Here is a 19,148-nt window from a genome sequence, read left to right as displayed (position 1 = left end):
AGCGAGTCATCCTCGTCCTGCTGCTCNGCAGCCAGTTCATGCTGGCCGTCGACTTCTCCATCCTCAACGTCGCCCTGCCCTCGATCGGCGCCGGCGTCGGACTCACCGACGCGCACCTGCAGTGGGTGGCGACGGCGTTCGCACTGCCGGCGGCCGGCTTCACGCTGCTGTTCGGCCGGGTGGCCGACCTGGCCGGGCGGCGACGGATGCTGCTCGCGGGCCTCGCCCTGCTGGTCGTGTCGTCCCTGGTGGGCGGCCTTGCCACCAGCCCGGCCGTGCTGCTGGGCGCCCGCGTCGGCCAGGGACTCGCCGCCGCCATGACCACCCCGGCGGCCCTCGCGCTGCTGCTGACGAGCTTCCCGCCGGGACGGCTGCGCCAGCGCGCGCTCGGCATGAACGGTGCGCTGATCTCGGCGGGGTTCACCACCGGTGCGCTCGCCGGCGGACTGCTGACCGGCCTGCTGAGCTGGCGCTGGGCGTTCCTCGTCAACGTGCCGGTGGCCGCGGCGATCCTGCTCGCGGCGCCGCGGCTGCTGCCGGCCGGGGGCGCGTCCGGCCCGGTCCGCCTCGACGTGCCCGGCGCACTCACCGTCACCGGCGGGCTGCTCGCGTTCGTCTACGGCATCGCCACCGGCGGCAACGACGGGTGGGCCGACCCGGTCGTGTGGGGCTGCACCGCCCTCGGCGTGGTGCTGCTCGCCGCGTTCTGGCGGATCGAGACGACCAGTGCCCATCCGCTGGCCTCGGTGGCGATCCTGCGCCGGCGCNCCGTCGGCTGGGGCAACGCGGGTGGTTTCGCCGTGTTCGCGCTGGAGTCCTCGGTGGTGTTCCTGCTCACCCTCTACCTGCAGCAGGTCCTCGGCTTCTCGGCGACGACGGCCGGGCTGGTCTTCGGCCTGCCCGGCGCGGCGGCGTTCGTCTCCGGCATGGTTGCGCCCCGGCTGATGAGCCGCCGCGGCAGCGCCGTGAGCCTGGTCGCCGGCCTCGCCGTGCAGGGCCTGTCCAACGCCGCACTCGCCTTCGTCGGACCGGACCGCAACTGGGTGTACCTGGTCCTCGCGGCCTCGGCGATCGGCTTCTTCGGGCACGTCCACGGCATCGTCGCCTACCTGGCGACGGCCACCGGTGACCTGCCCGATCACGAGCAGGGGCTGGCCACCGCCCTGACGACCATGACGCAGCAGGTCGCGCTCACCGTCGGCATCCCGATCCTCAGCACGGTCGCGACGGCGCGGTCGTCGGCCCTGGCCGGCCACCTGTCCGCGGTCCGGGCCACGCTGGCCGGCATCCGGCTGGCCCTGGTGGTCGACGCCGCCCTCACCCTCGTGGTGGCCGCGGCGATCGCCGCGGCGCTGCTGCCCCGCCGGCGGTCCGCGCCGCCGCCGACGCCGTCGCGGGCCCGCGACGGGGTCACCCCGGACACCCGGTCCCACGCACCCGAGCAGTGCTGACGTGACCGGCGGGACAAGATCGGGACAGTATTCGGCCATGGCCCGCCGGCCCGTCGGGGACTATGGCAAAAAAGGCGCCATCCGAATGTTGCGAAACGTCCGCCCAGCCGTAACCATGAGCCCCGTGATGTCCTATGAAGACGTGGTGGCGATCTCTGATCCGGTGGAGCGGGCAGCGCTCGCCGACAAACTGATGTGGGCGGACCATCCTCGGCGCCTTGAGCTACGCACAGTGCGTGGCATCGCACTTCGGGCGGCGCTGGATTCCGGTGTGCCGGCCGATGCCATCGCCGGGCGGCTGGTCGTCACCGTGGCAGACCTGACCTGGATGGCCGCGCCGGCGTCGCCGGCCGCGGCCTGATCCACAGGGACGGTCGGACAACGGCGTCCGTCCGCCCTCCTACGGGCCGCTGTTCCGAACCGATCGGCCCGACGATGGTTTCCGGCTGATTTCTGGCTGGTTTCCCGCAGGCTGGTCGCGTGGTTACCGTGAGTACGGTGTGAATACGCCGCCGTATCCGATCCCCGGCCGACCACGGTGGTAATCCTCTCTCGGCCGGCCCCGCCCACTCTCGCCGCCAGGCGGCCGACGGGCTCCGCGCCCACGCAGCCCCCCTCGTCTCCGCGGGACCAGGTTCGAGACCCCCGTGCGGCGGGTCGGGGAGGCCGCATCGGCCGGCCGCGTCTGCGAGGCGTCCCCGCGGGGTACGGACCCCTCGACGCACGCCGGGCGCCACCNCCGCGTGCCCGGCGCGCCGACGCCGTCGGGGAGCCTGCATGCACGAACTGGCCATCACGCAGAGCGTCGTCGACGCGATCGTGGAGCGGACCGGCCCGGCGCGGGTCACCGCGGTCCGGCTGGTCGTCGGACGGCTGTCGGGTGTCGTGCCGGAGTCCATCCGGTTCTGCTTCGACCTGGTGACCGCCGGCACGCCGCTGGCGGGTGCGGCCCTGACGATCGACGAACCCGCGGGCCGGGCCCGTTGCCGGCGGTGCGGCGCCGAGTTCGTGGCCGACGACGTCCTCGTGCTCTGCGGCTGCGGCTGCGCGGATGTGGCGGTGGACGGCGGTGACGACCTGCGGATCGCCTCGGTGGGCCTGGTGCCCACGGCGGAGGGGGTGCCCACAGGGCAGGGGGACTGACTGATGGGGGGACTGACCGATGTGCGAGACGTGCGGCTGCGACGACCCGACCGCTGCGCCCCGGCTGACCTCGTTTCCGGCAGACACCGGGGCGGCGGCGGTGGCTACCGGGGCGACCGTGGCAGCCCTGGCGGACACCGGGGCGGCCGCGGCGGACACGGGGGCGGCGGGGAGCCCGGGACGTGAGCTGCTGCTGGAGCAGCGGGTGCTGGCGAAGAACGACGAGCTGGCCGGGCAGATCCGCCGGCGGCTGGCCGCCCGCGACGTGCTCGCGGTCAACCTGATGAGCTCGCCCGGTTCCGGCAAGACGACCCTGTTGGAACGGACCGTGCGCGACCTCGCCGGGCGGTGNCCGCTCGCGGTGGTCGAGGGCGACCAGGAGAGTGTGCGCGACGCCGAGCGGATCCGGGCCGCGGGCGTCCCGGTCGTGCAGGTGAACACCGGGCGTGGCTGCCACCTTGACGCGGACATGGTCGACCGCGCGCTGCGCGCCCTCGACCCGCCCGCGGAGGCGGTGGTGTTCGTCGAGAACGTCGGCAACCTGGTCTGCCCGGCGCTGTTCGACCTGGGGGAGAGCGCTCGGGTGGTCCTCACCTCGGTCACCGAGGGCGAGGACAAGCCGCTGAAATATCCGCACATGTTCGCCAAAGCGGATCTTATCCTGCTCACCAAATGTGACCTCGTTCCGTTTCTCGCGGTCGACCTCGATCATTGCGTCGGGTTGATTCGCCGGATCAACCCCGCGGCCCACGTGCTCGCCCTGTCCGGACTTCACCGGCCGGCCGACACTGCCGGCGTCGAACCAGAGTCCGGCCTGGCCGCCTGGTACGCCTGGCTGCGTGCGCGGCGCGATCGCCCCGACGCCCGACCGCGGGCGGGGGCGGCGGGACGGGTTTGACGCGGCCGGTCCCGGGCAGCTCGTCTGGGAACGACTAAGAGTGCTTTGAAGGACACATCGAGTTATTACTCGACCGAGTCTTACGTGGTGGAGGTGCGCAGGTCGGCCGCGTCGCGACCCCACCGGGAGGGACACCGTCATGGGCAGCCTGGAGCCAGCCTGTCGCGGGTCACGGCCGCGATGACGGCGACCGGCGTGACGACCCGATCGGGCCCGCGGTCGGCCGACGTACCGGCCGGGTTCGACGCGGCGCGGGCGGTCGCCGACGCGGTGCTCTACGAGGGCTACCTGCTCTACCCCTACCGGCGCTCCTCCGGGAAGAACCGGGTGCGCTGGCAGTTCGGGGTGCTGGCACCGCCGGGATGGATCGCCGAACAGCCCTCGTCGGGATCGCCGGGTGTCTCGGGCTCGGCCGACGGATCGTTCCAGCAGGCCGAATGCCTGGTGGAGGCGACGGGTTCGGCGACGGTGTTCCTGCGGTTGCGGTTCCTCCAGGTGATGCGGCGTCGCGTCGAGCGCCGGGCGGCGGACGGGCGGTTTGCGCCGGTCGACGAGCTGGAGCTGGGCGACACCCGCGAGCTGAGTTTCGACGAGGCGCGGCNGTGCGAGTTCGATCTCGCCGTGTCGCTGTCCGACCTGACCGACCGGGCCGNCCGGCTGTCGGTGCCGTTGCGCGCCTCGGGCGGCGTCGACGTCGAACCGCTGGGTCCGCGGCCCGCGGCGGCCCGGGTGGTCCGCCACCGCTGGCCCGTGACGGCTGCCGTCCACCTGTCCGTGACGCGGGCCGAGGCACCGTTCCGGCTCCATCGCCTGCGGGCGGTTGTGGAGAACACGGTGACAGACCTCGGCGCGGGTCGGCCGCGCGGCGAGGCGCTGCGCCGCTCGCTCGTCGCCGCGCACAGCCTGCTCGGCGTGCGCGGCGGCCGGTTCCTGTCGCTGCTGGACCCGCCCGTCTGGGCGGCGGGGGCGGCCCGCGGATGCGAGAACCTGCGGGTTTTCCCCGTCCTGGCCGGCGGGGCCCGGGACGTCATGCTGTGTTCACCGATCATCCTCTACGACGATCCCCGAACGGCTCCGGAGAGCCCCGGGGATCTGTTCGACGCCACCGAGATCGACGAGATCCTCTCGCTGCGCACCCGCGCGCTGACCGACGAGGAGAAGCGGGAGGCGCGGGCCACGGACCCGCGGGCCGCCGAGATCATCGACCGGGTCGACGGGATCCCGCGCGCCATGCTCGACCGACTGCACGGCGCCGTGCGGTCGCTGCGGCCGGTCGAGCCACCGACCGTCCCGTCCGCACCGGAGCCGGCGTCCGGCCCGAAATCGCCATGTGGTCCGGAGCCGCCATGTGGTCCGGCGTCGCCATCCGGCCCGGAGCCGGCGTGGTGGGAACCGGAGGCCGACAGGTCGGTCCATCCGGGCCGGGACAGCGTGCGGGTCGGCGGCGTCACCGTCGCCCGTGGCAGTCGGGTCCGGCTGCGTCCGCGCGCTCGGGGCTCCGACGCCCATGACATGTTCCTCGCCGGCCGCATCGCCCGGGTTGAGGCGATCTTCCTCGATGTCGACGGCGGCCGGCACGCCGCGGTGACCCTCGACGGCGACGAGACCGNCGACCTGCACCGGGCGGCCGGCCGTTACTTCTACTTCGCTCCCGACGAGCTCGACCCGCTCGGCGACCCGGCGGACGACGCGCTCGACGACGTGGCGGCCGACCCGGCGGACGCGGATCGGGCGGGTGCGCCGTGAGCGCCGCCGGCTCCCGCCCGCGCGAGGGAAGGACGCTGGTCGCCGGCGTCGGGAACATCTTCCTCGGCGATGACGGATTCGGGGTCGAGGTGGTTCGCCGGCTCGACCCGGCGAACCTGCCCGGCGAGGTCGACGTCGCCGACTACGGCATCCGGGGCCTGCACCTTGCCTTCGCGCTGCTCGACGGCCGGTACGACACGGTGATCCTCGTCGACGCGTTGCCGTCCGACGAGCCCCCGGGGACCCTCACGGTCCTGCGACCCGAGGTCGGCGACGCGCCGACCGGGGACGCGGCGGCGGTGGTGGACGCGCACGGCATGTCCCCGGACGTCGTGCTGCGGCTGGTGCGCGATCTCGGCGGCGAGATCGGCCAGGTCGTCGTCGTCGGGTGCAGACCCGCCGTGGTGGCGGACCGGATGGAGCTCTCCGGCGCGGTGCGCGCCGCCGTCGACGGGGCGGTCGACCTCATCGGCGACATCCTCCGGCACCCCCGACTCGTGGGAGCCGGACACGGCATGTGAGGGAAGGGAGAGGTCGACATGACAGCCACGGACGAACGGCCGGCCGGGCAGGCGCGGCCAAGTGGCGTCGACGAGGTNCACATCCTCTGGATCTCCGAGGGGATGAGCTGCGACGGCGACACGGTCTCGGTGACCGCGGCCTCGCAGCCGGCCATCGAGGACGTGATCACCGGTGTCATCCCGGGCCTGCCGACGGTCCACCTGCACAACAAGGTGCTCTCGCCGACGCTGGGGGGCGAGGAGTTCCTGGCCCCCTTCCGCGCGGCGGCCCGCGGCGAGCTGGAACCGTTCGTCCTCGTCATCGAGGGTTCCATCCCCAACGAGAACATCAACGGTGAGGGCTACTGGACGTCGTTCGGCAACGACCCGGACACCGGCCAGCCGCTGACCATCAACTGGTGGATCGACCGGCTCGCGCCACGGGCCTGGGCGGTCATCGCCATCGGCACCTGCGCCGCGTACGGCGGCATCCACGCCATGGCGGGCAACCCGACCGGCTCGATGGGCCTGCTCGACTACCTGGGGCGCGACTTCACCTCGGCCGGCAACCTGCCGATCGTCAACGTCCCGGGCTGCCCGGTGCAGCCGGACGACTTCATGGAGACGCTGACCTGGCTGCTGTACCACGCGGCCGGCACCGCCCCGCCGCCGCCGCTGGACGACCAGCACCGACCCCAGTGGATCTTCGGTCGAACGGTGCATGAGGGCTGCGACCGCGCGGGCTACTACGAGCAGGGCGACTTCGCGAAGGACTACAACTCGCCGAAGTGCCAGGTGAAGATCGGCTGCTGGGGCCCGGTGGTGAACTGCAACGTCCCCAAGCGAGGCTGGATGGGCGGCGTGGGCGGGTGCCCGAACGTCGGGGGTATCTGCATCGCCTGCACGATGCCCGGGTTCCCCGACAAGTTCATGCCGTTCATGGACATGCCGCCGGGGGCGAGCCTGTCCTCGCTCGCGGTGAAGCCGTACGGGTCGNTCATCCGGCGGCTGCGGGGCATCACCAACGCCACGGTGAACCGGGAGCCGAGGTGGCGGCACAACCGGGATCTGCTGACCACCGGTTACGACCCGAGTTATCGGCCGAAGGGACGGGTGTGATGACGGCCACCGAACAGCTGCGGGCCGCGGAGAAGCCCGGCCAGATCGTCGAGATGGCGTGGGACCCCATCACGCGCATCATCGGCAACCTCGGCATCTACACGAAAATCGATTTCGCCAACCGGCGGGTGACCGAGTGCCACAGCACCTCCTCGCTGTTCCGTGGCTACTCGGTGTTCATGAAGGGGAAGGATCCACGCGACGCCGGCTTCATCACCAGCCGGATCTGCGGCATCTGCGGGGACAACCACACCACCTGTTCGGTCTACGCCCAGAACATGGCCTACGGCATCGCCAATCCGCCGATGGCGGAGTGGATCATCAATCTCGGGGAGGCCGCCGAGTACCTGTTCGACCACACGATCTTCCAGGACAACCTGGTGTTCGTGGACTTCTGTGAGGCGATGGTCAAGGAGACCAACCCCGGCGTGCTCGCGCGGGCCGAGGCCACCGCCTGCCCGCACGCCGAGGTGCACGGCCTGNGGACGATCGCCGACATCATGCGGGCGCTCAACCCGTTCGAGGGCCAGATCTACAACGAGGCGCTGNGGGTCAGCCGCATCACCCGGGAGATGTTCTGCCTCATGGAGGGCAGGCACGTCCATCCCTCGACGCTGTATCCGGGTGGGGTCGGCACGATGCCCGAACCGACCGTCTTCACCGACTACCTCACCCGACTGATGGAGATTCTCGACTTCGTCAAGAAGGCCGTGGCGCTCAACGACGACCTGTTCGACTTCTGGTACGACGCACTGCCCGGCTACGAGGAGGTCGGCCGCCGGCGCGTCCTGCTGGGCTGCTGGGGGGCCTTCCAGGATCCCAACGTCGTCGACTACCGGTACGAGAACATGACGGACTGGGGCCGCGCGATGTTCGTGACCCCCGGCATCGTCGTCGACGGAAAACTGCTCACCACCGATCTCGTGAAGATCAACCTGGGTATCCGCATCCTGCTGGGCAGCTCCTTCTACAAGGACTGGGTCAACGAGGAGCCGTTCGTCGAGCGGGACCCGCTCGGTAATCCCGTCGACATGCGCCACCCGTGGAACCAGACGACCTTCCCCGAGCCGCAGAAGCGTGACTTCGGCGAGAAGTACAGCTGGGTGATGAGCCCGCGCTGGCTCGACGAGGGCACCGGCGACCATCTCGCGCTCGACACCGGCGGCGGCCCCTTCGCCCGCCTCTACGTCACGGCGCTCGCGGGCCTGGTCGACACGCCGTACGTGACCGCCGGCGACGGCGCGGTGAAGATCTCGCTGCCGCGCAGCCGCACCCTGCCCGCCATGGACCTGAAGTGGTCCCCGCCCGCCTGGTCGAACGCGATCGAGCGAGACCGGGCCCGGGTGTACTTCGTCGCCTATGCGGCGGGGATGGCGCTGCACTTCCTGGAACGGGCGATGGCACGGGTGCGCTCCGGCGACACCCGGACCTTCACCGACTTCGAGGTGCCGGACGAGACGATCGGCTGCGGCTTCCACGAGGCCGTCCGCGGGGTCCTGTCGCACCACATGGTGGTCCGGGACGGGAAGATCGCCAACTNCCANCCCTNCCCGCCGACGCCGTGGAACGGCAGCCCCCGGGACTCGTTCGGCACGCCGGGACCCTACGAGGACGCGGTCCAGAACATGCCGATCTTCGAGGAGAACGGCCCGGAGTCGTTCAAGGGTGTCGACGTGATGCGCGCGGTGCGCAGCTTCGATCCCTGCCTGCCCTGCGGGGTGCACATGTACCTGGGACACGGCCGCACACTGCGCACCGTGCACGCGCCGATGTTCGGGGCGAGCCATGGCTGATCCGGCCAGCGACGATGGCCGACGCGGCGAGGACGGCCGACGCGGCGAGGATGGCCCACGCGCCGAGGGCGGGCACCGCCTCGACGACCGGGNGGTGCGTGCCCGGCTGACCCACCTCGACGAGGCGCTCGCCGAGGTGGAGCAAATCCCGGGGCCGAGCGGCGAACTGGCCCTGGACGCGGTGGCCACGCTCGCGTCGGTGTACGGCGAGGCGCTCGCCCGGGTGGCCGGGTACGCCGCCGGCGCCCCCGACGTGACCGCCGCGCTGACCGCCGACGAGCTGGTCGGCCATCTGCTCGTCCTGCACGACGTGCACCCCGAGCCGGTGGACCGGCGGGTGGCCCGGGCGATCGAGCGGCTGCGACCGGCTGTGCGCGACCGGGGNGGCGAGATCGAACTGGTGGGCATCGAGCGGGGCGTCGCCGAGATCAGCCTCACGCTCGGCGGGTGCGGCTCCGCGGCGGGCGAGGTCCTGGCGGCGGTCCGCGAGGCGGTTCTCGCGGTCGCGCCCGAACTGTCCGACGTCCGGCGCCAGGCCGCTGTCGCGGGTGACGCGCACCAGGCCGCCTTCGTCCCCCTGGACGCGGTCCTCACCTCGCCGCTCACCCCGCCGCTCGCCAGGAGCGCGCGGCCGTGACGACCGACCTGCGTCCCGCGCCCGGCCCCGGCGGCGGCCCGCGCGCCGTGCCCGGCACCGGAGCCGGCGCGCCTGCCGTGCCCGGCGCCGGCGGTGCGCTGGACCGGGTGGTGCGGGCGGGCCTCGTCCGGGCCGGGCCGGACGGGGAGCGGTGCGACCTGTGCGCCGCCCCCGTGCCGAGCGAGCACCGCCACCTGCTCGACGAGTCGAACGACCTGCTGCTGTGCCTGTGCCGGGCCTGCGCGCTGCTGTTCGACCGGGACGCCGCCGCGCGCGGCCACTACCGGCTCGTCCCGCAGCGGCGGCTGCGCGTCGTCGACCTTGACCGCGTCGTCGACCTTGACCGCGTGACCGACCAGGACCGCGTGACCGACCAGGACCGCGTGACCGACCAGGACCGCGCGGCCGACCAGAACCGCCTGGCCGACCAGGACCGCGTGGCCGACCCGCGCCGGGACGGGTCCGATCCCCGCGCGCTGGGTATCCCTGTCGGGTTGGCGTTCGTCGTGCCCGGCGACGACGGCGCGGTGCGGGCCCGGTACCCGAGCCCGATCGGCGCCACCCACTGGGACCTGGAGCCGGCCGCCTGGCGCCGGCTCGTCGCCCGGGCGCCGGTGCTGGCCGGACTGACCCCCCGGGTCGAGGCGCTGCTGGCGAACACCGCGCGGGGCCGCCGGGAGTTCTGGATCGTCCCGATCGACGACTGCTATCGGCTCGTCGCGATCGTCCGGCGCGAGTGGACGGGGCTGTCGGGGGGCAGCCGGGTCTGGCCCGCGGTGGACGACTTCTTCGCCGCGCTGCCCGCACGTTCCCGCCGCGGCTCCCCGTTGGGCCGCGGCGCTGCGGGCAACTGACCCGCGAGGGCGACCGGCCCAGCGGGGGCGACAGACCAGGGAGAGAGGACACCATGGCACCGATCCGAGTCGGCGAGCCGGACGTCCGTCCGGATGCGACCGCGCATGTGGCGGGCGTCCGCGAGGGCAACGCCGTCGGTTCCTACGAGAGGGAGCCGGGTCACCACGGCGACGGCACCGCCGACGCCCGCCGCTCGACCGGCATCCGACCACACGACCGCGACCCGATCTTGCCGAGCATGCCCAACCTGTCACCGGGCTAGCCGGCGCGCGGCGCAGGCGTCGCGCACCGCGACGTCGTCCGGGGTCGTCTCCGAGGAGGGAAGCCGATGAGCAACCGTACGAAGTTCCTGGCCGCCACCGGCGCCGGCGTGGCCGGCATGATGTGGCGGGAGTACCCCGCCATCGTCCGGTACCTGCGCATCAAGCGGATGTGACGGTGAGCAGCCCGCCCCGCCCCGCCCCCGCCCCCGCGCCGGCCATGCCCGCCGGGCGCGCGGCCGGCCCGGCCGGGTCCGGGTGCTCCGACGGTCGGCGGCGACGGCGGATCACCGTGCGCGGCCTCGTGCAGGGCGTCGGCTTCCGGCCCTTCGTCCACGCGGCCGCGACCGATCTGGCGCTGTCCGGCTGGGTGTGCAACGACAGCGACGGGGTCATCGTCGAGGTCGAGGGCGCGCCCGGCGCGGTGGCGGAGTTCGGCCGCCGGCTGACCGCCGAAGCGCCGCCCCTGGCCGTGATCGAGCAGGTCACGGCGACCGACCTGGCGCCCCGCGGCGACGCGGCGTTCACGATCGCCGGCTCCCGCGCGGGCGACGCCCCGCACACGATGGTCTCCCCGGATGTCGCGACCTGCCCGGACTGCCTGCGTGAACTCGCCGATCCGGCCGATCGCCNCCACCGCCACCCGTTCATCACCTGCACCAACTGCGGACCGCGGTTCACGATCATCATCGGGCTGCCGTACGACCGGCCGGCGACGACGATGGCCGGCTTTCCCCTGTGTCCCGCCTGCGCGCGGGAGTACCGCGATCCGGGGGACCGCCGCTTCCACGCTCAGCCGATCGCCTGCCCGCAGTGCGGGCCCCGCCTGGAGTTCGTCCCCTCGACGGCACCGGCGGTCCCCGGCGAGACGCCGGTCGGCGAGGATGCCCTGGCGGCGGCGGCCCGGCTGCTGGCCGGCGGCGGTGTCGTCGCGGTGAAGGGCATCGGCGGCTACCACCTGGCCTGCCTCGCCACGGACGAGGCGGCCGTGGCGACGCTGCGGCGGCGCAAGCGGCGGGGGGACAAGCCGTTCGCCGTCATGGTCGCCGACCTCACCGCCGCCCGGCGCCTCGCCCAGGTGGACCAGGCGGAAGCGGCGCTGCTGGCCGGGACCGCCCACCCGATCGTCCTGGCCTCCCGGCGCGACGACGGCCGTCCCGCGCTCGCCGCTGCGGTCGCGCCGAACAGCCCCGACCTGGGTCTGCTCCTGCCGTACACCCCGGTGCACCACCTGCTGCTCGCCGCGGTGGCGGCGGCCGGTGGTGCTCCGGCGCCGCTGGTGATGACGTCGGGCAACCTCGGCGGCGAACCCATCGCCGCCGACGACGCCGACGCCCGCCGCCGGCTCGCCCCGCTCGCCGACGCGTGGCTGCGCCACGACCGCCCGATCCACGTGCCCTGCGACGACTCGGTCATCCGGGTCGTCGACGGGGAGCCGCTGCCGCTGCGCCGCTCCCGGGGCTTCGCCCCCCTGCCGGTGCGGCTGCCGTTCGCCGTGGAGCCGACCCTGGCGGTGGGCGCCGACCTGAAGAACACCTGCGCGCTGGGCGCCGGCCGCTCCGCCTGGCTCAGCGGTCACATCGGGGACATGGACGACCCCGACACGCTGCGGACCTTCACCGCCGCCGAACAGCACCTCGAACGGCTCACCGGCATCCGACCCGCCGTTCTGGTCACCGACGACCATCCGGGCTACCGCTCCCGACAGTGGGCGCGCCGGCACGCGGCCGGCCGGCCGGTGCGCTCGGTGCAGCACCATCACGCGCACGTCGCGGCGGTGATGGCCGAGCACGGCCTGGCCGGCGACCGTCCCGTGCTGGGCTTCGCCTTCGACGGCACCGGCTACGGCACCGACCGGGCGGTGTGGGGCGGCGAGGCGCTGATCGCCGACTACCGCGGCTTCGCGCGGTTCGCCCACCTCGCCTACGTCCCGCTGCCCGGGGGGGACGCCGCCGTGCGCCGCCCCTACCGGATGGCGCTGGCGCACCTGTGGGCCGCCGGCATCGGCTGGGATGCCGGTGTCGGCGGGGACGGGGACGGGGGTGTCTGCTGGGACGAGGACCTGCCGCCGGTGGCCGCCTGCCCGGCGGCGGAGCGGCGCGTCCTGACCCATCAGCTCGCCACCGGGCTGGCCTGCGTGCCCACCGCCAGCATGGGGCGGCTGTTCGACGCGGTGAGCTCCCTGCTCGGCGTCCGCCACCGCGCGGACTTCGAGGCCCAGGCGGCGATCGAGCTGGAGGCGCGCGCCCGCCGCTGCCCGGACGGCCCCGACGCCTGGCGCCACCGGTACGCCTTCGCGGTCCACCGGGCGCAGCCGCCGGGCGGTCCGCTGGTGGCCGACGCGGCGCCCGTGATCCGCGGGCTCGTCCGCGACCTGCGGGGCGGGCTCGCCGTCGAGGCGATGAGCGCCGGCCTGCACGGCGCCGTGGTGGCCCTGGTCGTCGACCTGGCCCGGCGGGCCCGGGCCGAGCGGGGGCTCGACGTCGTGGCACTGACCGGCGGGGTGTTCCAGAACGTGCTGCTCGCGACGGCGGCCGCCCGGGCGCTGCGCGCCGCCGGCTTCACGGTGCTGCGGCACCGACGGGTGCCGCCGAACGACGGCGGTATCGCGCTGGGCCAGCTCGTGATCGCCGCGGCCGGCGCGNCCGGCGCGCGGGGGAGCGGATGACCAGGAAGCGAGGGGGTGAGCGCCGTGTGTCTCGCGGTTCCGGGACGGGTCGTCGCCATCGGGGAACGGGACGGCACCCGCATGGCCGAGGTGGATTTCGGGGGGGTGCGCAAGGACGTCTGCCTGCAGTACCTGCCGGACACCACGGTAGGCGAATACGTGATCGTCCACGTCGGGTTCGCCATCCAGCGGCTCGACGAACAGTCCGCGCTGGAAACGCTGGACACCATCGCNCGGATGGGCCTGCTCGCCGAGGAACTCGGCGGCGGGTCGGTCACGTCCGCCGGCGACGCCCAGCCTGAGGGGGTGCACCGGTGAAATACCTCGAGGAGTTCAGCGACCCCGCCCTGGCCGNTCGACTGCTGGACCAGATCCATGCGGTGACGACCAGGCCGTGGGCGATCATGGAGGTCTGCGGCGGGCAGACCCATTCGCTCATCCGGCACGGGATCGACCAGTTGCTGCCCGCGGGCGTCGAGATGATCCACGGCCCCGGCTGCCCCGTCTGCGTCACCCCGCTGGAGATCATCGACCGGGCGCTCGAGATCGCCTCCCGNCCGGGGGTCATCTTCTGCTCGTTCGGCGACATGCTGCGGGTTCCCGGCAGCGGCCGGGACCTGTTCCGGGTCAAGAGCACCGGCGCCGACGTGCGGGTGGTGTACTCGCCGCTGGACGCGTTGACGATCGCCCGGCGCAACCCCGACCGGCAGGTGGTGTTCTTCGGGATCGGCTTCGAGACGACGGCACCGGCCAACGCGATGACCGTCTACCAGGCGAAGCGGTGCGGGGTGCGCAACTTCTCGCTGCTCGTCTCACACGTCCTGGTCCCGCCGGCGATGGCCGCGATCATGGAATCGCCGAGCTGCCGGGTCCAGGGGTTCCTCGCCGCCGGCCACGTGTGCAGCGTGATGGGCACCGGGCAGTACCCGGAGCTCGCCCGCCGGTACCAGGTGCCGATCGTGGTCACCGGCTTCGAGCCCCTCGACCTGCTCGAGGGCATCCGCCGGACCGTGACGCAACTGGAGGAAGGCCGCCACGAGCTGGACAACGCCTACCCGCGGGCCGTGCCGGCGGCGGGCAACCCGGCCGCCATCGCGATGCTGCGGGACGTCTTCACGGTGACCGACCGGGCCTGGCGCGGCATCGGGGTGATCCCGGACAGCGGCTGGCGGCTGTCGGCGGCCTACGCGCAGTTCGACGCGGAGACCCGCTTCGCCGTCCGCGACATCCACACCGAGGAGTCCTCGGTGTGCCGCTCCGGCGAGGTGCTGCAGGGCCTGATCAAGCCGCACGAGTGCGCCGCCTTCGGACACCGGTGCACGCCGCGGACGCCGCTCGGCGCGACGATGGTGTCCGCCGAGGGTGCCTGCGCGGCCTACTACCTCTACCGGCGGCTCGGCCAGTCGACCACGACGGCCCCGGCGGCTGCTGCGACGGCTGCGACGGCTGCCCCGGCTGCCCCGGCTGCCCCGGCGGCCACGTCGGCCGCGGCGGCTCCGGCGGACGTCCGGCCCGCGCGGGAGGTGGCCTGTGCCTGACCTCGCCGCCTGGACCTGTCCCGCCCCGCTGGCGGATTCCCCCACGATCGTCATGGGGCACGGCGGCGGCGGTGCGATGTCCGCCGAGCTCGTCGAGCACCTGTTCCTGCCGGCCTTCCGGAGCCCGGCCGACGCCACCGGGCCGGCCGACGCCACCGGGCCGGCCGGCGCCACCGGGCCGGCCGGCGCCACCGGGCTGGCCGGCGCCACCGGGCTGGCCGGCGCCACCGGGCTGGCCGGCGCCACCGAGCTGGCCGACGCCGCGGTCGTCACGCTCGGCGGCGCGCGGGTGGCCTTCACCACCGACTCCTTCGTCGTCCGCCCGCTGTTCTTCCCCGGCGGCTCCATCGGCGATCTCGCCGTCAACGGCACCGTGAACGATCTGGCCATGGTGGGCGCGACCCCGTGCTACCTGTCGACCGCCTTCATCCTGGAGGAGGGCATCGAGCTGGCCGAACTCGCCAGGGTCGCCGACGCCCTGGGCGCGGCGGCCAGGGCGNCCGGGGTCCGGCTGGTCACCGGGGACACGAAGGTCGTCGACGCCGNCCACGGTGACGGGGTCTACATCAACACGACCGGCCTCGGACTGGTGCCCGACGGCGTCGACATCAGACCGGGACGGGCTCGCCCGGGGGACGTCGTCCTCGTCAGCGGCGAGATCGGGGCGCACGGGGTCGCCGTCCTGAGCTGCCGCGAGGGGCTGGAGTTCGCCACGCTGGTCCGCAGCGACACCGCGCCGCTGGGCGGCCTCGTCGCCGCCATGCTCGCCACCGGCGTCGACATCCACACGCTGCGCGACCCCACCCGCGGCGGCCTGGCGGCGACCCTCAACGAGATCGCTCGCGGCGCCCGGGTGGGCATCGCCGTCACCGAACGGGACGTCCCGGTGGCGGCGTCGGTCGCGGATGCCTGCAGCGTCCTCGGCCTGGACCCGTTCGCCATCGCCAACGAGGGGAAGCTCGTGGCCGTCGTCCCGGCGGCGGACGCTGATCGGGTACTGGAGGTGATGCGGGCGCATCCGCACGGCCGGGACGCCGCCGCGATCGGCACCGTCACCGAGGACGACGCACCGATGGTGGTCGCCAGGACCGGGCTCGGCGGAAGCCGCGTGATTGATCTGCCGACGGGCTCGGAGCTTCCGCGAATCTGCTGAGGCGGTGGAGACCGGGAAACGCGCTCCGGGGTTGTTTTCTCGCGGAAGTGGTTGTGTCGGCGAAGAATTCGTCGGCCGATCGGCGATGAACCCCGCGCTGCCCTACCTGGGCTGGCGGTCGGTTTTCGCCGCCCGGTGCCGGGCACGGTGGGTCGGGGTCCGTGTGGTGCGGCGCCGGGTATGATTGGCGGCCTGGTCCCGGTTCTGCCGTGTGGCTGTTGGGTGGACGGGGGCGTCATTGCCNAGATGATGGTCTTTCTGGTGCTGTTGAGGTGAGTCGTGAGTACAGGTAAGGTCCTTAGGTTCGATCACGTGCGGGGTTACGGTTTCATCGCGCCCAGTGACGGTGGCGACGATATTTTTCTGCACGCAAACGACCTGCTCGTCGAGAAGAATCTCGTCGTTCCCGGAACCTTCATGGAGTTCGAGGTGGAGGAGGGGGAGCGTGGCCTGAAAGCCAGTTCGGCGCGTATCGTCGGTTCCGCTTCCCCGGCTCCCTCCGCCGCACCGCGGGTGGCCGTGCACGCCGATGATTCCGACGGGCTCTGCGACGTCCTTCCGGTGGGTGAACTCACGCAGGAGGTGACCGAGACGCTGCTGCGGATCGAACCCACCCTGACCGGGACGCAGATCATCCGGATCAGGAGTGAACTCATCCGGATCGCCGAGAAGTACGGCTGGGTGGAGAACTGACCGGTGGCGCGTTCCGGCGTCGGGCGGCAGGATCCGGGANCGTCCGGTCAGCNCGCGGGGGTGATCACAGCTCGGCGGTGCCGGACAGGCAGGTGACCGTCGCACCGGCCACCCAGATCGTGCCGTCGGCGTCCGTCGAGAGGTGGATCCGGCCGGTCCGGTGCAGCGCGGAGCCCTGGCTGGCCGTGTAGGGCGCGCTCGCCCGCCCGGAGCCCAGCAGCCACTGCGCGAGCGAGGCGTTCAGGCTGCCGGTCACCGGATCCTCGATCGTCACGTCGCCCATCGGCACGAACGCCCGCACCTCGAACGCCGCCGCCGAGCCGGGCGGCCACGGCCCGACCACCCCGACGGGCAGGTCGACGCCGCGCGGTCGCAGGGCCAGGACCGCGTCGGCGTCGGCGAGCAGGACCGCGACCCAGCCCGGACCGTTGTCCACCCACTCGGCCGCGACGACGTCGGCGGGGCCGATGCCGAGCATCGTGCTGATCCGCGCGACGAGCGGGGCCTCGACCGGCCCGGAGCGGCGCAGCGGCGGCGCCGCGAAGGCGAGCCCGTCCGGCGTCTGCCGCAGGTGCACGAGGCCCACCCCGCACTCCTGGACGATCTCCGCCGGTCGAGCCGACGCCGGCTGCTCGGCGAGCCAGGCGTGGCAGGTGCCGAGCGTGGGATGCCCGGCGAACGGCAGCTCGAACGCCGGGGTGAAGATGCGGACCCGGTAGTCGGCCGCCGGTGAGGTCGGCGGCAGGACGAAGGTGGTCTCCGACAGGTTCNTCCAGCGGGCGAACCGGCGCATGGCGTCGTCGTCGAGCCCCGTCCCGTCCAGCACCACCGCAACCGGGTTGCCCTGGTACGGGGTGGTCGTGAACACGTCCACCTGACGGAACGGGCGGCTCATCCGCGATCCTCCGGTCGGTCCCGATCGGGATCCCGGTCGGGGTGCCCGGCGTCGCGGCCCCCATCGAGACTCTTGTGCGCGGTTCCCGTGTGCCCGGTGGCCTTCGTCCGCCGCGGCGGTTTGCTGCGCACCTCGACACCTCCCATCACCGCGATCGCCCGGACGCGCACGACGGGCGTTCCCGGCCGCCGCGGCGCGTCGGCGACCTTGACGGAGCGGCCGCCCATGACCGACACGCCGGTCACCTCGACCTCCACGCCCTCGGGAACGATGATCTCGATGCCGCCCATGACGGCGACCGCCGTGATCAGCAGCGTGTCGGTGGGGAAGGCAATCTCCCGCAGGTCCAGCTCGCATCCGCCCATCACGGCGACGGCGCGGGTGTGGCGGCTGGGACGCCACCGGCCGGCGCGCTCGTTGCCGCTCATCACGGCGACCGTCCAGTCCACCCCGCCCGGCTCGCGCCGGGCCGGATCGGGCGTTCGGCCGGCCCCGCCCGGCCTGGTCGCACCGTCGCCGACCGTGCTCGGCGCGGACGGCTGCGCGGGCTGGGCCACCGCGGCGAACAGGTTCGGCTGGTTCGGCAGGTCGATCGTCNGAGGGGCAAAGTCCGCGCGGGCCCGGGCGGCGTAGGCGGCTCCGACCCGCTCGTCGTATTNCGTGAAGGTCAGGCGGCCCTCGGCGAGCGCCTGGCGCAGGAGCTGCGCGACCTCCTCCCGCTCCGCGTCGGAGACGCGGAGGTCCGGCGCCGGCGGGGGATCGGGGATCTCGGCGGTCATGTCCTGCAGAGTAGCCAGCGGGCAGTCGGACCGGCAGTCCCCGGATGATCCCGCTTCCCGTGGCTCGCCCGCCGCTTCGCCGCGAGGTGCTCGGTTTCGACACCCCCGACTGTTACCGTACGTCGCGATCAGATGCGGACCGTGACTGTCGGAAGGTGTGGCGGGCGGATGAGACGGTTCCTGAGCTCGATCGCCGCTGCGGTGATCCTGCTGGTCGGTGGGGCGTCGGCGGCGTCCGCGGCGTCCGCGGGGCCCGCGACCGCGGCGGTGCGGGCGTCGGTCGGGGCGGAGCGGGCGTCGACCGGGGCGCCGGGGGCGTCGACCGGGGCGGTGGGGGCGTCGACCGGGGCGGTGGCGGCTCCGAAGAAGGTCGTGGGGCCGGCGCCGCGCGGCCCGCTGGACACCTGCTCGGCGGAGCCGTTTCGCGGCGATCCCCGACTGGGACCGGCGGACCTGCCCCTGCTCGGTGAGGTCGGCCGCCAGCTACGGCCGTGGTGGCGCACCGGTCCCTACCAGCCCGCGCAGTTCCTCGACCTCTTCTGGGACCCGGCGAGCCGCAGCTGGCGCTACCCCCCGCAGGACGGGTTCGTGCTGCGGACGGACGCGACGCCGCAGAAGGCANCCACGGATCTACGGCCCGGGCAGGAGATAGACCGTTACGGCGCCGAGGGCGGCCGCTTCCTCGCCCCGGACGACACGCCCTACGCCCGTCGGGCGATCCCGCCGTCGAACCTGGTCGGCGTGCCCNCCGCCGCGTGCGATTACCACGAGTACCGGGTGCTGCGCCCGTTCACCGTCTGGGGCGGACCCATCGCGCCCTGGTTCGGCCAGCCAGGCGGAGGGGTCCAGTACCAGCTCGACGGGTCGCTCATCCCCGGCGCGCCCGCCCGGGTGGACGTCACCTGGCTGCTCGCCCACGGCTACCTCGCCCGCGTCCGCTGACCGCCGCGTCCGCGCATCGCTCCGTCCACCGCCCCGTCCGCGCACCGCCCCGCCCCGTCCACCGCCCCCCGCCCACCG

General features: G+C 73.6%; 16 protein-coding genes and 16 pseudogenes. 27 read left to right on the top strand and 5 right to left on the bottom strand.

The annotated features are described in order from the left end of the window. Positions 1 to 27: 27 nt before the first annotated feature. The 25 genes and pseudogenes from UK94_RS57735 to UK94_RS18950 all read left to right on the top strand — a co-directional run. Positions 28 to 767, top strand: a pseudogene (locus UK94_RS57735) (MFS transporter); the annotation flags it as partial. Between the two features lies 1 nt (position 768). After that, the coding region (locus tag UK94_RS57730) for an MFS transporter (protein WP_235488641.1) at positions 769 to 1,451 on the top strand (683 nt) is incomplete at its 5' end. Position 1,452: 1 nt separating this feature from the next. Beyond that, entirely contained in the window at positions 1,453 to 1,812 is a 360-nt protein-coding gene (locus UK94_RS19020; RefSeq protein ID WP_235488638.1) for a hypothetical protein, read from the top strand. A gap of 416 nt (positions 1,813 to 2,228) precedes the next feature. Beyond that, positions 2,229 to 2,594: a hydrogenase maturation nickel metallochaperone HypA gene (locus tag UK94_RS19015; protein ID WP_055750907.1), complete on the top strand. Its 366-nt coding sequence runs from the start codon at positions 2,229 to 2,231 to the stop codon at positions 2,592 to 2,594. 19 nt (positions 2,595 to 2,613) lie between these two features. Further along, positions 2,614 to 2,945: pseudogene (locus tag UK94_RS57725) on the top strand (hydrogenase nickel incorporation protein HypB); the annotation flags it as partial. 1 nt (position 2,946) lies between these two features. Continuing rightward, positions 2,947 to 3,492: hydrogenase nickel incorporation protein HypB (gene hypB, locus UK94_RS19010; RefSeq protein WP_235488635.1), on the top strand; the 546-nt coding region annotated here is incomplete at its 5' end. Positions 3,493 to 5,234: 1,742 nt separating this feature from the next. After that, positions 5,235 to 5,759 carry a hydrogenase maturation protease gene (locus UK94_RS19000; protein WP_055750904.1) on the top strand — a complete coding sequence of 175 codons (525 nt, stop codon included), beginning with the start codon at positions 5,235 to 5,237 and terminating at the stop codon, positions 5,757 to 5,759. 78 nt (positions 5,760 to 5,837) lie between these two features. Further along, positions 5,838 to 6,734, top strand: a pseudogene (locus UK94_RS18995) (hydrogenase expression protein HypE); the annotation flags it as partial. 1 nt (position 6,735) lies between these two features. Beyond that, positions 6,736 to 6,857, top strand: a pseudogene (locus UK94_RS57720) (hydrogenase expression protein HypE); the annotation flags it as partial. Continuing rightward, a pseudogene (locus UK94_RS57715) lies at positions 6,857 to 7,339 on the top strand (nickel-dependent hydrogenase large subunit); the annotation flags it as partial. The pseudogenes UK94_RS57720 and UK94_RS57715, both read left to right, overlap by 1 nt. 67 nt (positions 7,340 to 7,406) lie before the next feature. Further along, a partial coding sequence (locus UK94_RS57710) for a nickel-dependent hydrogenase large subunit (RefSeq protein WP_268761491.1) occupies positions 7,407 to 8,396 on the top strand: 990 nt, incomplete at both ends. Between the two features lie 10 nt (positions 8,397 to 8,406). After that, positions 8,407 to 8,650: nickel-dependent hydrogenase large subunit (locus tag UK94_RS57705; RefSeq protein WP_235488633.1), on the top strand; the 244-nt coding region annotated here is incomplete at its 5' end. Positions 8,651 to 8,744: 94 nt separating this feature from the next. Beyond that, positions 8,745 to 9,034, top strand: a pseudogene (locus UK94_RS76245) (NifU family protein); the annotation flags it as partial. A gap of 1 nt (position 9,035) precedes the next feature. Further along, a pseudogene (locus UK94_RS57700) lies at positions 9,036 to 9,287 on the top strand (NifU family protein); the annotation flags it as partial. Further along, positions 9,284 to 10,141: a DUF5947 family protein gene (locus UK94_RS18980; protein ID WP_055750901.1), complete on the top strand. Its 858-nt coding sequence runs from the start codon at positions 9,284 to 9,286 to the stop codon at positions 10,139 to 10,141. The pseudogene UK94_RS57700 and the gene UK94_RS18980, both read left to right, overlap by 4 nt. A 53-nt stretch (positions 10,142 to 10,194) precedes the next feature. After that, the gene (locus UK94_RS18975) at positions 10,195 to 10,404 is read left to right on the top strand and encodes a hypothetical protein (RefSeq protein ID WP_055750900.1); all 210 of its coding nucleotides are present in this window, start codon (positions 10,195 to 10,197) and stop codon (positions 10,402 to 10,404) included. 218 nt (positions 10,405 to 10,622) lie between these two features. After that, positions 10,623 to 11,034 (top strand): annotated as a pseudogene (locus UK94_RS57695) (acylphosphatase); the annotation flags it as partial. A gap of 1 nt (position 11,035) precedes the next feature. Beyond that, positions 11,036 to 13,046: pseudogene (gene hypF / locus UK94_RS18970) on the top strand (carbamoyltransferase HypF); the annotation flags it as partial. 39 nt (positions 13,047 to 13,085) lie between these two features. After that, positions 13,086 to 13,303 (top strand): annotated as a pseudogene (locus tag UK94_RS57690) (HypC/HybG/HupF family hydrogenase formation chaperone); the annotation flags it as partial. A gap of 122 nt (positions 13,304 to 13,425) precedes the next feature. Next, positions 13,426 to 13,626, top strand: a pseudogene (locus UK94_RS57685) (hydrogenase formation protein HypD); the annotation flags it as partial. Between the two features lies 1 nt (position 13,627). After that, positions 13,628 to 14,608, top strand: a 981-nt coding sequence (hypD, locus tag UK94_RS18960; protein WP_235488631.1) for a hydrogenase formation protein HypD, incomplete at its 5' end; no start/stop codon positions are given. Then, positions 14,601 to 15,107, top strand: a pseudogene (locus tag UK94_RS57680) (AIR synthase related protein); the annotation flags it as partial. The gene hypD and the pseudogene UK94_RS57680, both read left to right, overlap by 8 nt. 1 nt (position 15,108) lies before the next feature. Then, positions 15,109 to 15,153: pseudogene (locus UK94_RS57675) on the top strand (hypothetical protein); the annotation flags it as partial. A 1-nt stretch (position 15,154) separates the two neighbouring features. Further along, positions 15,155 to 15,761, top strand: a 607-nt coding sequence (locus UK94_RS57670) for an AIR synthase-related protein (RefSeq protein WP_235488629.1), incomplete at its 5' end; no start/stop codon positions are given. A 279-nt stretch (positions 15,762 to 16,040) separates the two neighbouring features. Further along, a complete protein-coding gene (locus UK94_RS18950) occupies positions 16,041 to 16,454 on the top strand; it encodes a cold shock domain-containing protein (RefSeq protein WP_011603562.1) in 414 nt (137 codons plus the stop codon). 64 nt (positions 16,455 to 16,518) lie between these two features. Here the strand turns inward: UK94_RS18950 and UK94_RS18945 are convergent. The 5 genes and pseudogenes from UK94_RS18945 to UK94_RS57650 form a co-directional block, all read right to left on the bottom strand. Beyond that, a pseudogene (locus tag UK94_RS18945) lies at positions 16,519 to 17,224 on the bottom strand (PhzF family phenazine biosynthesis protein); the annotation flags it as partial. A 1-nt stretch (position 17,225) separates the two neighbouring features. Continuing rightward, the coding region (locus tag UK94_RS57665; protein ID WP_235488684.1) for a PhzF family phenazine biosynthesis protein at positions 17,226 to 17,349 on the bottom strand (124 nt) is incomplete at its 3' end. After that, the gene (locus UK94_RS57660) at positions 17,346 to 17,777 is read right to left on the bottom strand and encodes a LiaF-related protein (protein ID WP_268761490.1); all 432 of its coding nucleotides are present in this window, start codon (positions 17,775 to 17,777) and stop codon (positions 17,346 to 17,348) included. The genes UK94_RS57665 and UK94_RS57660, both read right to left, overlap by 4 nt. A 170-nt stretch (positions 17,778 to 17,947) precedes the next feature. Next, positions 17,948 to 18,007: pseudogene (locus UK94_RS57655) on the bottom strand (hypothetical protein); the annotation flags it as partial. Position 18,008: 1 nt separating this feature from the next. After that, on the bottom strand, positions 18,009 to 18,128 hold a 120-nt coding region (locus UK94_RS57650), incomplete at its 3' end, for a DUF1707 domain-containing protein (RefSeq protein WP_235488680.1). Positions 18,129 to 18,750: 622 nt separating this feature from the next. Between UK94_RS57650 and UK94_RS57645 the strand changes: the two are divergent. Together UK94_RS57645 and UK94_RS57640 are read left to right on the top strand one after the other, a co-directional pair. Further along, positions 18,751 to 18,875: pseudogene (locus UK94_RS57645) on the top strand (TNT domain-containing protein); the annotation flags it as partial. A gap of 1 nt (position 18,876) precedes the next feature. Then, positions 18,877 to 19,070 (top strand): TNT domain-containing protein (locus UK94_RS57640; RefSeq protein WP_235488627.1); only part of this gene is annotated, 194 nt, incomplete at its 5' end. Positions 19,071 to 19,148 lie beyond the last annotated feature (78 nt).

Source organism: Frankia sp. AvcI1, assembly GCF_001420875.1.
GTDB classification, from domain to species: domain Bacteria; phylum Actinomycetota; class Actinomycetes; order Frankiales; family Frankiaceae; genus Frankia; species Frankia alni.
Note: the sequence above shows the minus strand (reverse complement) of the source record. Positions and strands in the feature narration are given on the sequence as shown.